Annotated in this window: 9 protein-coding genes; 6 read left to right on the top strand and 3 right to left on the bottom strand. The window is 39.3% G+C overall.

Features of this window, described 5'->3' with window-relative positions; genetic code table 11:
• The first annotated feature begins 230 nt into the window (after window positions 1-230).
• Window positions 231-794: a lipid-binding SYLF domain-containing protein gene (locus tag AC27G3_RS17450; RefSeq protein WP_487123807.1), complete on the top strand. Its 564-nt coding sequence runs from the start codon at window positions 231-233 to the stop codon at window positions 792-794.
• 111 nt (window positions 795-905) lie between these two features.
• Here the strand turns inward: AC27G3_RS17450 and proB are convergent, their stop codons facing one another.
• Window positions 906-2,084, bottom strand: coding sequence for a glutamate 5-kinase (proB, locus tag AC27G3_RS17445; protein WP_487123805.1), 1,179 nt, complete (start codon window positions 2,082-2,084; stop codon window positions 906-908).
• Between the two features lie 612 nt (window positions 2,085-2,696).
• Between proB and AC27G3_RS17440 the strand changes: the two genes are divergently transcribed.
• The 3 genes from AC27G3_RS17440 to AC27G3_RS17430 all read left to right on the top strand — a co-directional run bounded on the left by AC27G3_RS17440 (window position 2,697) and on the right by AC27G3_RS17430 (window position 6,860).
• Window positions 2,697-3,956, top strand: coding sequence for a glutamate-5-semialdehyde dehydrogenase (locus AC27G3_RS17440; RefSeq protein ID WP_487123804.1), 1,260 nt, complete (start codon window positions 2,697-2,699; stop codon window positions 3,954-3,956).
• 264 nt (window positions 3,957-4,220) lie between these two features.
• Window positions 4,221-5,885 carry a hypothetical protein gene (locus tag AC27G3_RS17435; protein WP_487123802.1) on the top strand — a complete coding sequence of 555 codons (1,665 nt, stop codon included), beginning with the start codon at window positions 4,221-4,223 and terminating at the stop codon, window positions 5,883-5,885.
• A 168-nt stretch (window positions 5,886-6,053) separates the two neighbouring features.
• Complete coding sequence (locus tag AC27G3_RS17430) at window positions 6,054-6,860, top strand: DMT family transporter (RefSeq protein WP_487123800.1); 807 nt, start codon at window positions 6,054-6,056, stop codon at window positions 6,858-6,860.
• On the opposite strand, the gene AC27G3_RS17425 is transcribed toward AC27G3_RS17430, so the two are convergent.
• Entirely contained in the window at window positions 6,857-7,465 is a 609-nt protein-coding gene (locus AC27G3_RS17425) for a TetR/AcrR family transcriptional regulator (protein WP_487123798.1), read from the bottom strand. The genes AC27G3_RS17430 and AC27G3_RS17425 overlap by 4 nt on opposite strands.
• Before the next feature lie 121 nt (window positions 7,466-7,586).
• Here AC27G3_RS17425 and AC27G3_RS17420 point away from each other — a divergent pair, with 121 nt between their 5' ends.
• Both AC27G3_RS17420 and AC27G3_RS17415 read left to right on the top strand, forming a co-directional pair.
• The gene (locus AC27G3_RS17420) at window positions 7,587-8,819 is read left to right on the top strand and encodes an efflux RND transporter periplasmic adaptor subunit (protein ID WP_487123796.1); all 1,233 of its coding nucleotides are present in this window, start codon (window positions 7,587-7,589) and stop codon (window positions 8,817-8,819) included.
• Between the two features lie 10 nt (window positions 8,820-8,829).
• Window positions 8,830-11,991 carry an efflux RND transporter permease subunit gene (locus tag AC27G3_RS17415; protein ID WP_487123794.1) on the top strand — a complete coding sequence of 1,054 codons (3,162 nt, stop codon included), beginning with the start codon at window positions 8,830-8,832 and terminating at the stop codon, window positions 11,989-11,991.
• A 160-nt stretch (window positions 11,992-12,151) separates the two neighbouring features.
• Here AC27G3_RS17415 and AC27G3_RS17410 read toward each other — a convergent pair whose 3' ends face one another.
• Window positions 12,152-15,604 (bottom strand): PKD domain-containing protein, encoded by a 3,453-nt coding sequence (locus AC27G3_RS17410; RefSeq protein ID WP_487123792.1) that lies wholly within the window; start codon window positions 15,602-15,604, stop codon window positions 12,152-12,154.
• Window positions 15,605-15,884 lie beyond the last annotated feature (280 nt).

Genomic DNA, 15,884 nt, shown 5'->3' with positions numbered 1-15,884 from the left:
GCTTAACTAAAATTATTTTGGTTAGGTAATGTGACTATACTAATATCACTAACTATGTGATCATATCTACTGGTTAAAGTAACCAACTATTGTGTTATTTAATAATTAGAACGTCTAGTGAACTCAAATGCTACTAAGCAGATAACCAGCATAATAAATAGTTAGGTGTTTATAAAAAGTATAAATTTTGCTCTAAACTGTTATAGATTAATAATTAAAAGGAAGAAATGATGGTATCGATTAAAAAAATATTTTGTTTAGCCTTTAGCATTTCGTTAGTTGCTTGTGCCTCAATGGGTGAAGGCTCTAAAGCTGAAAAGCAGCAAGAAATTTTGAAAATGAAAAACTCTGTATTAACACAATTATATAAAAAGAAACCTAAAGCCCGAAATCAGATTAATGCTGCTCCTGGTTATGCCGTATTTTCCAATGCTAACGTTAATTTAATTATTATGGCTGCAGGTACAGGTTATGGTGTTGTCAAAGATATGAGTAATAACAAGTATACTTATATGAATATGGCAGAAGGTGGTCTTGGCCTTGGTCTTGGTGTAAAAGATTATCGAATTGTTATGGTATTCCATACGAAAGAAGCCATGGATCACTTTGTTGAGTCCGGTTGGACATTTGGTGCGAATGCTGACGCAGCAGCTAAAGCAGGTGAAAAAGGTGGATCGGTTCAAGGTGAAGCTTATTACGGGGGGGTTAGCGTTTATACATTTAACGAAAGCGGCTTAGCGCTTCAAGCGACAGTAAAAGGCACTAAGTTTTGGAAAGATAAAGATTTAAATTAATGATTGTGTTTAAAAACCAAGTTGAAATAACGCAAATTAGTAATAAATAAAGCCTTGTTGCATACGTAGGTGTTAATTAACCCATTATGCAACAAAGGCTCTTGTACTAGGCTATTCGCTAGTTACAGGCTCATCCCATGAAAGGTGCTGTTCACCTAAGACGACCAAGTTATTACTGTTGACTAAACTTTGTGACGCAACATAGCCTAGGATGTTTTTAACGCTTTCATCTGGACGGCTTGAAATAATTGCTGTTTCATCAGATGAAAAATTACACAGTCCACGAGCGACCTCTACACCATTTTCATCATAAATATGTAGAACATCTGCACGTTCGAATGCGCCGTGCATTGAAATAACATCGTGACATGAAATACCATCATCACCATCGTAAAGCGAATCAGCGACAGATTGCTTAATGACTAAGCTTCCTGCCATTTGTAATCTATCCGTTAACCAAATATTCCAAGCAGAAGACGGTGATGAATGGGCAATACACTTAGTGTGTTTACGATCACCATGAAGAATGCCACTTACCGGTGCGTCCATTTCTCCTCGTGCGATAATGGTCGTACAGCCGGCATTTTGCGCCATATTAGCTGCTTGTAATTTAGTTAGCATACCGCCGGTACCTAATGAGCTGGTGCCACTTGCAGCTTCCATGTAGCTGCTGACATCTTCAATCGATTCAACAAAAACAGCACCTTCTTCAGAAGGGTCACGATCATAAACGCCGTCGATACAAGTTAAAATAAAGAGATAATCAGCGCCAATCATTTGGGCAACTTTTGCGCCGAGTCGGTCATTGTCACCAACACGAATTTCTTCGGTAGTTACCGTATCGTTCTCGTTAACTACAGGCATTACACCTTGCTTAATTAAGTGGTGAATTGTGTTTTTAGTGTTGAGAAAACGGCGTCTGTTTTCTAGATCATCAAGCGTTATTAATACCTGAGCAATATCAAAGCCATATTCTAAAGCGACTTGTTTATAGGCATGCATTAAAATGGGTTGCCCACATGCCGCTGCGGCTTGCTTATCTTGTACGCTAGCGTTTTCAACAGTACAGCCAACTGTGTTTAGCCCTAGTGCGACAGAGCCAGAGGATGTGAGTACGACTTCGTAACCTTGATCTCGAAGTGCAGATATATCGCTGAGTAAGCCATGCATGAAGGCAAATCGAGGGGTTAAGTTTTGATCGTTTGCTAGTAAGCTAGAGCCAACTTTTATGACGATGCGTGGTTTTTTTTGTGAAGGGTTTTCTGTTTTGGTTTGTTCTATTGAGGACAAAATTACTCCGTGTTTTGATTAATGAAATTAAATTACTAAATTGAAATAAAATTACTTAAACGCTTTATAGAAAACGTTCGAATTTGACAAGAATCGACAAATGAGTGTACAAATCATATACTATGTAGGCTGTTTTTTCAAATTGGCCTATAGTTGCTTACCTTAGGAATGCTGCTTTAAGGCCTTAAAAACCGCAATTTTATATGCAGATAACCTGCATTTGATCTGAAATAAACAAGAAAAACATTAGGAGTTCTATGTCGTTACTTATGATTGGTTGTAAAACAGTGAGAGATTCATTTAATACTCGCCAAACAGCCTCTATCGCTTACGGAATCACGGTTAATAATTCTTCTCTAATACAAGCACCTCCCTGCATAACCATTACATGATCGCATGCGAGTAATGCCGTAATTTATGTGCAAATACTATTTATTAAATTAATAGTCACTATAGTATTCAGTTATGTGGATACTAAAAGCACTCTAAACAGCACTTTTCATATTGTTTTTTAACTTTTACTATCGCTCGTAAATTGAAATTTTAAATGAAGCGTAAAGTTAATTCTCCAAAAGTTTAGGGTAAAGTTAACCAGAAAATAGGAACCTATTTATGTCTAATATCGACACACAAAGTATGATTGAACAACTTGGTAAACAAGCTAAAGCTGCAGCAAAAGCTCTTGCTAGTGCAACAACTGAACAAAAAAACCAAGCACTAATGGTGGCCGCTGAGGCACTGCGCGAGAAAACAGCTGCATTACTTGATGCTAATGCGTTAGATGTTTTAAGCGTTAAACAAGCAGGAAAAGCTGAGTCATTTGTTGATCGTTTAAAACTAACTAAAGAAAGAATTGAAGATATTGCAGTTGCTTTAGAAGATATAGCTAAACTCCCCGATCCTGTCGGACGCAAATTGGCAACATTTGATCGACCAAATGGATTGACAATAAATCGAGTTTCAACGCCTATTGGCGTTATTGGAATGATTTACGAATCGCGTCCTAATGTTGGTGCTGATGCCGGTGCTTTATGTTTAAAATCGGGAAATACCGTTATTTTAAGAGGTGGCTCAGAAAGTTTAAACTCCACTCGAATTATTGTGGAATGTATGGCGACAGGTCTGCGTGCTGCTAATTTGCCTGAGGCATGTATTCAATTAGTTGATACCGAAGATCGCTCTGCAGTGAAGGCGTTATTGCGCTGTGCTGATTATGTTGATTTGGTTATTCCTCGTGGTGGACGCGGGTTAGTGGAACTTGTCAGAAACGAAGCGAGCGTGCCAACTTTGCTTCATCTTGATGGCAATAACCATATCTATGTAGATAAAGAAGCAGATTTATCTAAAGCCTTAGCAGTAATAAAAAATGCGAAGTTACGCAGAACAGGTGTTTGTGGTGCGACTGAGAGCTTAGTGATTAATAAGAATATTGCGACAGAGTTTTTACCGCAATTAGTGGATACACTTGAAAATTGTGAAGTACGCGGTGATTCAGCCGCTGTGGCATGTGATAACAGAATTGTTGCCGCGAACGATGCTGATTGGGGAACCGAATATCTTGATGCCATTATATCGGTGAAAATAGTTGATGATCTTGAAGAGGCACTGAATTTTATTGACCTTCATTCGTCAAAGCATACTGATGCTATTATTACTGAAAATAATGATACTGCTGAAATCTTTATGCGAACAATTGATTCTGCCATTGTAATGCACAATGCTTCTACACAATTTGCTGACGGTGGAGAGTTTGGTATGGGAGCAGAAATTGGTATTGCAACCGGTAAAATTCATGCTCGAGGGCCTGTTGGCCTAGAGCAGCTGACCATATTTAAATACTGCGTTGTTGGCCAAGGACAAATTCGCAGCTAGTACAAGTTATACCAATTTCATTAAATAGGTGATCGACTTTATACGCAGGAAGAAGAATCAACCACTGCGTTATTTTAATCAGTAGCAATGATCACATAGTTAGTGGGATTGCTAGTAAATCCACCATTCGCATTTTGTTCATAAAGTTGAACGATAGCGAATGGTGCTCCCTTCTTCTATTCCAATTCAAATAACTGTAATAATCGCCTCGTATACTTATTGAAGATAATTATCAATGAGATCTAAAAGATCATTACAGACGTTATGAAAAATTACATTTTAGTGTTTAGCGTATTAGCTTTTGTCAGTTTTATTAGTGTTTCAGGACACTCTAATGCCGAAAAGCCAACGAAACAGTCCAGCGCAAGTTTATTACCACAAATTGATGTTAGCCAAATTATTACGCCAACAGCAAATGGCAGCATTAATGAAGAAGCGCCAATTCCTGCACAATGTTATACCAAAACTGAAGGTAACAATAACCCTTGCTATACCTGTCATCAATCGTACGATAAAACTAAACATTCATATCGTAACAATTTACGTAATGATGGCGTTAATCAGGGGCTTTATAACTTTTCTGAGGAAGGAGAAGTTAACAGTTGGAAAAACCTTTTTGTTAATCGTCAGCCTTGGATCGACCAAATAACCGATGAGCAAATTACGCAATATATTGACCAAGATAATTATAGCGCGTTGCCTAACCGTTTAAGGAATAAAAATTGGCAAGGCTTTATTCCTGATTTAAAAGATTATCAATTAGCCAGTGAAGCATTTAACGATAAGGGGATCGCCAAAGACGGTAGTGCGTGGGTGGCATTTAATTATAAACCTTTCCCCGGCACCTTTTGGCCGACAAACGGTGCAACAGATGATGTATTAATTCGCCTAGCGCCTAAATTTAGGCAGCTGAATGGGCAATATAACGAGCATGTTTATTTAATTAATTTGTCGCTCGTAGAAATGAGCATTAAACAGTTAAGCGACATTGATATTTTTCCTGCCAATGAAGAAACAGTACAAAGTGATCTTAATCAAGATGGTCAGTTATCGCCGAGTATTGAAATACTAATGGCACGAGAGTATTTTGTTGGCGATGCAGCTAATATTGAAATACCTCGACAACAATATCCTGCGGGCACAGAAATTATGCACTCGGTGCGTTACGTTGGTATTGATGACGACGGACAAACCTACGTACCACAGCGCATGAAAGAGCTACGCTATATGACAAAAACTCAAGTACTAAACGATTCAGCAATCGATAGCGCTTATCGTAGAGAGCGCAAAGAAAAATTAGATGAACAATTACCCAACTACGTACGAGTTAAAGATAAAGGATTTAATAATAAATTTGGCTGGCTGATTCAAGGCTATATTGAAGATGAACAGGGTGAACTAAGAGCACAATCGTATGAAGAAACCTTCTTTTGTATGGGCTGTCACTCAGCAATCGGCACGACTATTGATCAAACCTTTGCTTTTCCTCGTAAAGTTACTGGCAGAGCGGGTTGGGGCTACATCAACTTAAAAGGGATGAAGGATGCGCCATCCATAGGACAGCAAGAAGGTGAAATATTACAGTACTTGCAAGTGAATGGCGGCGGTAATGAGTTTCGTGAAAATGATGAAATGTCTCGTAAGTGGTATCATGAAGATGGCTCTGTTAATAAGGCAAAGGTTAGCAGTGCTGATGTTAATCAACTGATAACACCTTCAAGGCAGCGCGCGCTTAAAATGAATAAGGCGTACACTCAAATTGTGCGCAGTCAGAGTTTTATACATGGCCGTGATGTTAATATTAGCCCAGCAAAAAATGTCCATAAAACAATTGATGAGTCGGTGGCACCATTGCAGCCAGAACACCGAATAGATGATTGGGATATTCGTTTAGATTGGTCAGCAAATGATACCGCGGTGAAGGATTAACAAGACGGCCATTGTTTTTAGTAAGGACTTGCTGACATAATTCACTCAAGATCAGTCAAGGTTGAGAATACTATTATTAGTAATGCCAAGGTAAGTTTTGCTAAATCCTTACAATTAAAACATATAACGCTAACGTGCCTTGCGTTAATTGCTTTTGCTGCCAACTCGGTGTTATGTCGCTTAGCTTTAGGTGAGTCGAGTATTGACCCGAGTGGCTTTACTGGCATTCGAATGCTCTCTGGTGCGTTAACGTTATGGATAGTGATAAAGATAGCTGCTCCCGATAAAGCACTAGCACTTAAGGCAACTTTTAGTGTTAAAAATAGCAAAGGTTGGCTTGCTTCGGGTCTGTTGTTTATTTATGCGGCTTTTTTTTCGTTTGCCTATGTAAAGTTAGAAACAGCCAGCGGCGCGTTAATTTTATTTGCCAGCGTGCAATTTTTCATGATCAGTGCCAATGTGATTAACGGCTATCGTTTAGCAAAAAGTGAGTGGTTAGGTATTATTATTTCTTTCTCAGGCTTTGTTTTATTAATGTTACCAGATGCGACTCAGCCCTCACTGGTAGGTTTTATTTTAATGGTGATATCTGGTTGTGCTTGGGCTTTTTATACTTTAGCTGGAAAAAATACTAGTAATGCTACTTTATTAACTACTGAAAATTTTCTACGTTGTGTTCCATTAGCTTGTGTGTTTATTTTAGTTAGCATTTTGGCTGACACCTACACTTGGCAGGGAGTGTTTTATGCTTTCTTATCGGGTGCACTTGCTTCAGGGGTAGGTTATAGCATTTGGTATATGGCGCTTAAACAACTAACTATAACTCAAGCGGCTATATCGCAGTTGTCAGTGCCACTTATTGCCGCAATAGGCGGCATAATGTTTGTGGGTGAGTCTATAACAAGCGAATTAGTGTTATCAGGGGCTTTAATTTTATCGGGTATTGCGATCGTTAGTTTAAAGAAGAAAAATTAACAGGCATAACGGGCGAGAAACATAAACACAGTATCTTCGATAATTATCTTTTGTTGAGCTTTAGTAGGGAACGCTTTATTCATTAACAATTGAGGCCAAAACGCATTGGCTTTAATTAATCCTAAAAATTGTTGGGCAGCATAGTCGGTATCTTCAATGTTAAGGCGGCCATCTTTTACGGCATCTTCAAGCCAAGTTTCTAAGCCACCTTTTTGTTGACCGAGGTACTCTAAAGTACTTGTAGCAAGATCAGGTGAGCGGATAAATTCGGCAAGCGTTATACGATTTAAATCACAAAAATGCTCAGACGCTAAAAGAGCGATTTCGCTTTGTGCAGCAATGATTAATTGTTCATCAAGCGGTTCATCGCTTTGATACTCTACAGTGATCGCCTGACAAAACGAATCGCACAACTGTTTAACAATATTGTGGAATAAAATATCTTTACTAGGAAAATGATTATAAACAGTGCGTTTAGAAACTTGCGCTCTTTTCGCTAACGAGTCCATGCTCGCGCCTAAAAAGCCTTTCTCTTTAAACTCATCTTGCGCTGCTATTAAAATATCGAGTCTTTTTCTTTCTGTCAGCGTGAGTGGTTTGTTCATAGCCATCTTTGTTCAGTTGTGAATTATTGCTGAATATTACACTAATGAGTTTACTTTTCAATAAAAATAGGTAAACTGCACCGACTAGTTTACATTGGATTGTTATTATATAGGTTTTTTTATGTCGATTTCCCCGTTGTTATTCAGTGAACGTCTGAAAACATTTTATCAAAAGAAAGTGTCATTACTCACGGGCCTGATTGTTATTGCAACAGTCTCAGCCTGTGGAGATAAAAGCGCAGAGTCTGCAGCAGCTATGCCTCCTGCTGCAGTTTCTATTGTTGAAATGAATACACGTTCAGTGCCATTTTCTATTGAACTTCCTGCTACTTTATCAGGGGCTAAAGAAGTTGAAATACGCGCACAAGTGTCTGGTATTTTACAAGCTCGTAACTTTAGTGAGGGTGATAAAGTCGTCGCTGGCCAATCACTTTTTAGTTTAGACGCTAAAACTTATGCCGCAGAAATGACGCAAAGCAAAGCTGATCTTAATGCCGCGCTTGTAAGACTTGAACAGGCTAAAAGAGAGCTTAATCGCATAAAACCGTTACGGGAAAAAAATTCAATTTCACAACGTGAATTAGACAATGCCATTTCAAGTGTTGATATTAATTTAGCGGATGTTAAATCCATGCAGGCGAAATTAGATCAAGCTCAACTGCGCTTAAACTATACCAAAGTGAGTTCACCTGTTACTGGCATTGTTGGTCGTGAATTAGTTTCTGAAGGTACTTATGTGTCGGGTCCTGAGGTACTTTTAACGCAATTAACGCAAATTGATCCTATTCGTATCCGTTTTGGTTTATCTGAGCGCGAACAACTACAAATGCGTAAAGATGCAGCCGCAGGACTACTCACCTTACCTGAGAATGGTCACTGGAAAACTAAAATTAAATTATTTGATGGCTCTTTCCATCCACACATTGGTGAGGTTAATTTCAGCGATGTTCGAATTAATAGCCAAACAGGCACTAGTGAATTACAAGCTATTGCGCCTAACCCTGATTTTTCATTAAGACCGGGACAATTTGTTCGTATCGTATTAGAAGGTGCGGTGCGTGAAAACGCTTTTGTCGTGCCACAACGTGCGGTGCTTGATAATGGTTTGGGTAAATTTGTTTATGTAATGACTAAAAATGAACAAGGCATGACCGTTGCGCTTCCTGCTCCTGTAGTTGTAGGTGAGTGGGTGAAAGAAACCAACGGTGATACGGTTGAAAATGGCTGGGTTATACGTGAAGGCTTAAAAGTGGGTGACCAAGTGATTGTTGATGGCATGGCACGCATTTTCTTTCCTGGTATGCCTGTGCGCTTAGTTAATGACGACCCTCAAGTCGCAACCAATAATCAATAAGGGCTAGTTTATGTTTTCTCGATTCTTTATTGATCGCCCAATATTTGCTTTTGTAATTTCAATTTTTATTGTGTTAGCTGGTTTAGCCGCTATGCGCAGCTTATCTGTTGCCCAATACCCTGAAATGTCGCCGCCAGTTGTTCAAGTGACCGCAGTATACCCGGGAGCTTCTGCTGAAGTATTAGAACAAACAGTTGCCACGCCTTTAGAAAATGCAATTACAGGTGTTGAAGGCATGATGTATATGTCTTCTACCTCAACCAGTGCTGGTGCAACAACGATTACTGTAACCTTTGAAATTGGCACTGATCCCGACCAAGCATCGGTGAATGTTAATAATAGAGTTAAACAAGTGGAAGCACGCTTACCTGAACAAACACGCCAACAAGGTGTCGTTGTTGCCAAAGGTTCATCGAGCTTTTTACATGTACATGCTTTTTATTCGCCAGACGACAGTAGGGAAGCTTTGTGGACGTCTAACTATGTTACTTTGAACGTACTCGACAAAATTAAACGTATTCCTGGCACGACTAGCGTACAAATATTTGGGGCGAAAGATTATGCCATGCGTATTTGGTTGCGCCCTGATGTTATGAGTCAGCTAGGCGTTACAGTTGAGGAAATTAGCAATGCAGTGCGAGAACAAAATTCCCAGTATGCAGCTGGTCGAATAGGAGCAACACCGACGTCGGTTAGTCCTCAATCGCTGGTTTATAGCGTTAAAGTACAGGGTCGATTATCTGAAGCTCAAGAATTTGAAAATATTATTATTCGCGCCAATACCGACGGAAGTACATTACGTTTAAAAGATATTGCACGGGTAGAGCTAGGCTCTAAAGATTACGACTTTGATGGCCGAATTAATGGCAAAAAAGCAGTATTGCTAGGGATATTCTTACAACCCGGTGCCAATGCACTTGATGTTGCTGATGAAGTTAATGCAACCATTGCCGACTTAAAAACACGCTTTCCGACAGGTTTAGCGCATTTACTACCTTACGATACCACTCGCTTTGTTAAAGTGTCGATTAGAGAAGTATTAAAAACCCTTGGAGAAGCTATGCTACTGGTTTTTCTGGTGGTATTTATTTTCTTACAAAACTGGCGTGCAACATTAATTCCGATCATGGCTGTTCCTGTATCGTTATTAGGTACTTTTGCTGGTTTGTATATGTTGGGTTACTCGATAAACACCCTAACTTTATTTGGTATGGTGTTATCGATTGGTATTGTTGTTGATGATGCCATTGTTGTTTTAGAAAATGTTGAACGAATCATGCACGAAGAAGGTACTAATGTTCGTGATGCCGCAATTCAAGCGATGAAAGAAGTGAGCGGGCCTGTTGTTGCTATTGTGTTAGTCCTGTGTTCTGTGTTTGTGCCGATTGCCTTTTTGGGCGGCTTAACGGGCGAATTATTCCGTCAATTCGCTATTACCATCTCAATTGCGGTGAGCTTGTCGGGCTTGGTGGCATTAACCATGACACCAGCGCTTTGTGTATTAGTACTTAAACATGAAGATAAAAAGGAAAATATATTATTTAACTGGTTCAACCGATTTTTCCATAAAGTGACTGGCTACTATGTTAATGGTGTGAGCTTTTTCTTACGCCGTGGTTTACTGGCGCTTATGTTAGTTATTGGTATGTTAGTGATTACCGCCAATATGTGGATGAAGACACCCGGCTCTCTTGTACCTGATGAAGATCAGGGCTTTTATATCTCAGCTGTTTTCCTTCCCGATGGCGCGTCATTAGAAAGAACCAAAAAAGTGGTTGCTGATGTTGTGGCGGCAATCGAGTCGAACCCTGCCAATGAAAACGTTATCTCATTTACTGGCTTTGACTTTCTTGGTGGTGGTTACAAAAATAACGCGGCAACTCTTTTTGTTACTCAAAAACATTGGGACGAAAGAGAAGTAAGTACTCAGCAATTAGTAGGTGAGTTGTTCATGAAAACTGCCAATATTAATGAAGCGCTAGTGTTGGCTTTTAATCCTCCAGCGATCCCTGGTTTAGGAAATACGGGCGGATTTGAGTTCTATTTACAAAACAGAGGTGATGGCGGTGTTGATAAGTTAAAACAAAGTATGCAAGCCATGATGGGCGCTGCTCAACAAAGTCCAATACTTGCAGGCGTGCAAACATTATGGCGCTCTGACGCACCTCAGTTAACGGTGAAAATTGATCGTGAACAGGCACGGGCAATGGATATACCAATTAATCAAGCATTTAATGCCTTGTCAGGGACTTTAGGCACTTATTATTTGAACGATTTCAATAAGTTTGGTCGCACATGGCAGGTATTAATGTCTGCTGAACCTGAATTTAGAATGAAACCAGATGATATTTCGCGTATATACGTGAAAAGTAATGGTGGCAAGATGGTTCCTATTTCGGCCTTTGCTGATATAAGTTACAGCAGTGGTCCAGACAGCTTGGATAGGTATAACAACTTATCAGCGGTTAAACTGTTAGGTAATGCAGCACCCGGTTACAGCTCTGGGCAAGCAATTGCTGAGATTGAACGTATTGCTAAAGAAGTTTTACCCTCAGACATGAGTTATGAATGGACAGGAACTGCATTTCAGGAAAAGCGTAGTTCAGGGTCAACTGCTATTGCCCTTGGTCTAGCCGTTATTATGGTATTCTTAATTTTAGCTGCGCTTTATGAACGTTGGTCATTACCATTATCGGTATTATTGGCATTACCTTTTGGTATTTTTGGTGCGCTAGTATCCGTGTGGATCACCGGCATGACAAACGATGTTTATTTTCAAATTGGCTTAGTAACTTTATTAGGTTTAGCGAGTAAAAATGCAATTTTAATTGTTGAATATGCCCTAATGAAAAAGCAAGAAGGTTGGACAACCAGCGCAGCTGCGCTTGAAGCAGCACGTTTACGATTTAGACCTATTATTATGACTTCTTTGGCATTTATTTTAGGGGTTGTTCCTCTAGTGTTAAGTTCAGGCGCAGGTGCCGGCGCACGTCATAGTGTTGGGACAGGTGTTATGGGCGGTATGATTGCAGCAACGTTTTTAGCGATATTGTTTGTACCTCTATTCTTTTATTGGCTTACAGAGCGCAAAATCTCTGAAAAAAGAAGTCATCAAAATGTATTAGAAGAAATCAAACAGCAACATCAATTAGAAAATGAAAAAAGCGCTTAACGTACATCTTAACCTAAGTTATTAATTAATTTGATTAAGTTAGTTTATTAAAGTCGGTTTACTAAGGCGTTTAACCATATAAAAAGGGAAGCATAACTGCTTCCCTTTTTGATGTCATGCTTTTGCTAATTAAGCGGCATAAGCATGCTAATTAAGCGACTTACTGACAACTAGGGCTATCAAATTCAACCAATAATGTTGCGCCAGTAGCTCCACCTGAAACTTTTAAATAAGACCAGTAATCACTACCTGCAGCTAATGAAATACAATGAGTTGTACTTCCGTTACCTAGTGATTGAGCATCGTAGTTACTGTTGCTTGGCCAACCACCATTTTTATAAAGTATGTCTAAGTTTCCTTGGCCATGCCCTGTTAAAATAGCGACGCTTTGATGATTAGCTACATCTGCTAAACTCAACCAAATCGTACCGTTGTTACCTAAACACGCTGCTTCACCTGCGTTAACTCGGCCACCAGTAATCGCTGACTGTGTAGAACAAGCATCGACTAAACTAACGTCTACAGCTTCTATAGTTACAGTTGCTGTATCAGTATGAGAGGCACCATCATTATCAGTTACCGTTAATGACGCGGTATAAGTGCCTACTGAATTGTAAGCATAACTTGGGTTTTCATCAGTGCTTTGATTGTTATCACCAAAGTCCCAATAAAAATCAACCAACGTACCATCAGTATCTTTTGAACCTAAACTGATAAAGTTAATCGTATCACCTACTGTTGCACTATAATCTCCGTTAGCATCTGCAACTGGTGCAGCATTGTCGTTGGCAACGACAGTTACGCTATAATCTTCAGCTTCACCATCACCAATATTGCCACATGCACTAGCCGGTGAACTACCATATTTCATTACAACACGCATACGGGTAGTTAACCCTGCTAAGTTGTTATCAATAGCGATATTGCCTGACACTGTATTTTGACCAGATAGACCCGTTAACAGTTTTTCAGCCGCTTCAAACTCGCCATTTTTATTAACATCAAGCCAAATCGCCCAGTGCTCAGAATAATTACCACCAGCAGTTAAGTTAATAGTGTTATTACCTAGGGTTAAAGGAAAGTTTATATGGGTATTGTCAGCGTAGCTGTCTTTTGAACTACTATGCGAAACACCACCGGCGCTAACATCTGCTATCCATTCGTATCCAGTATTACCCGTTATTGAACAGTATTCATCGATAATAACAACTTCATTAATAGCTGCCGTTGTTGAAACGCTTGTCGATACTTGGTTGTTATCAGTTACGGTTAATTCAACTGTGTACTCACCCGAATTTTGATAAGTATGCGTTGGGGTCGATAACGTACTACTTGTACCATCTCCAAATGTCCAAAGGTAGCTAACAATAGTACCGTCATTATCAACTGAACCGTTGCTGTTAAAGGTAATCTCTTGACCTTCTTCAGCGCTATATGGACCATTAATTACCGCAACAGGAGCTTGATTAGTTGAAGCAACATTGACTAAACTTGAATCAGTTGCTTGATTGTTGTCGTTGTCGGTCACTGTTAGCGTTGCAGTAAAAGTACCTGCTGTTGTGTAAGTATGTGTAGGATTAGCTTGGTCACTTGTATTACCGTCGCCAAAATTCCAATTATACGCAATTATGCTACCATTAGTATCCACTGAGCCTGCGCTACTAAAAGTCACAGCTTCATTAACTATACTGTTATAAGCACCATTTGCTTCTGCTGTTGGTAAACCTTCATTTACACTAGTTTGACGTTCGTAATATAGTCTAAAGGTGGTTCCACTATAATCTAAGAATGGGTCAATAATAACATTAACTGTACCGCCACCTGCGCCTAGGTCACAATATTCACTTAAACGTGGAGCACTAAATGGAGCACAATCAGAAACTTCTGTAGTTGGTACAGAGTTAACACTCACGTACATATCTGGATCGCCTTGATAACCACCGGCTAATACAGCGACAACGCGTGTTGCATCGCTAGGCACTTCAAACTGATACGATTTATCGGCATCACCTTCTGAGGCTGATAAGTTTGTTTCTTCTGCTAAAAATACACGTTCACAACCGTTACATAGCGTTGGATCAACAACAGATAATACCTCTAACGTGGCATTTGAATAATCACTAAAAGCATCAACCGTTACATAATACGTTTGTGTTGAAGAAGGTGAAGACAATGTGACTAACTCAGGCGTGCCCGCTGATTTAAATGACACAAAATCAGAAGTCCAAGTATCACCATTTTTCACAGGTGCACTGCCTTTGCTTACGTATAAATCAGGATCTTGAGTAAAACCTTTTAAATAAATAGCAGCAGCTTGAGTGCCAGCAGGTAAATTAACTTCAAAGGTAGTTGTTTCACCTTTAGTTGCAGATAGGTTGGGGTATTCAGCCAATAATTCACCGCTTGGGGCAAGATCTAAGCCTGAACCGTCCCAAACATGTTCATTATTACTGGTATATTCTTCTAAACCAACAGCTATAAGGTTGCTGTTCGTCCAAAGAGTAGAACGGGCATCGCCATGCAATGCTGCAGTCATTCTTTCAACTTGTCCCTGAGTATACATGGCATAGTTATCAGAATAATGCATAAAGTTTTCAGTGTTGGTACTTTCACCTAAACAGTTTGGCGCATTATTTTGTAAAATGCTGCTGCTCATTTGTGGTGTGTCACAGTTATTATCGCCAGTAGATTCGCAAAAAGCTTCTTGGTGAATAGAACATACATCACCGTCGAAAGTGTGCGGTAAGTTTAGCCAATGACCAAATTCATGAGTTAACACTGAGCGGAAGTTTTCCCCGGTATTAACACCAACAAAGTTACCATTGTAAACCACGCGCGATAAACCTGCTTCAGACATACTCATTTGAGGGTACCAAGCTACACCTGAACTGCTCGTTGTACCATCATCGTAGAGGTCGCTCATCAAGTAAATGTTCATATACTTGAAGTTATCCCACGCATCGGCAGCAATTTCAGCATCATTACCTGAACCATTACCATAACCTGCTTTGTTGGCGTAACGAACAATACCGTTGGTTGGATTACCTTGTGGATCTTTTTTCGCCAACACAAATTCAATATTTAAATTGGCGCGAATTGCTTCAAATTCCGCAGCGATGGGATCATCTTGAGTATTAGTCCCTAAGAAATCTTCATTGGTTTTGTTCAGGCCGTCGATGATTTTACTTTCGGTTAAGCAATATGCGCTTTCATCACTACAGTTATACTGATCGCCATAAACATGTACCACAACAGGTATATAATAACGACCATCTACACCATTACCATTGGCTGTTGCCATTGTTTTTTTATGGACAGTGGAAGACATAGTTCGCATAGATTTAATTAATTTTTGTTTTAGCTGAATTTGATTTTCAGCTTGCAATGCGTCCCAATTTTGTTTGTTTTTATCAGTACCACAAACATGATTAGCTGCGTTGTGATTTATATCGCTATGAAGATCAACAACTTTTGCTACTTCAGTTTTACTGGTTTTAATTGGATTATATTCGTGGGTTTGTTCGATTATTTGTTTTTGGCCAGCAATTGCCGCAGTACTAGAGACTGCTAACAAAAGTGCCATCAACGAAGGTGCCTTGTGTTGCAATGACATGAAACTTCTCCTGTTTATTTTTATATATCGAAGCTTGGAGTAAGTATTTAATGAATGCGGCTTAACCCTTACGCGCACTTGTTATTATTTACTCTATTTTTATTGTTTAATATTTGTTTTTATTATGATTATTAGTGAGTAACTTTGATTAACAATTGCGCAAAACATTGTTAATCATTCCATGTGATCATTTATTAACCAACTAAACAGTACTATAAATCAGATATATTGTATATCATTTATTGTATTTGATGTTGCGATATTGTTAATTTCGGGGTGG

The sequence above is a fragment of the Colwellia sp. SU-HH01217 genome, from assembly GCF_057543495.1.
This window is presented reverse-complemented; position numbering and strand designations above follow the sequence as displayed.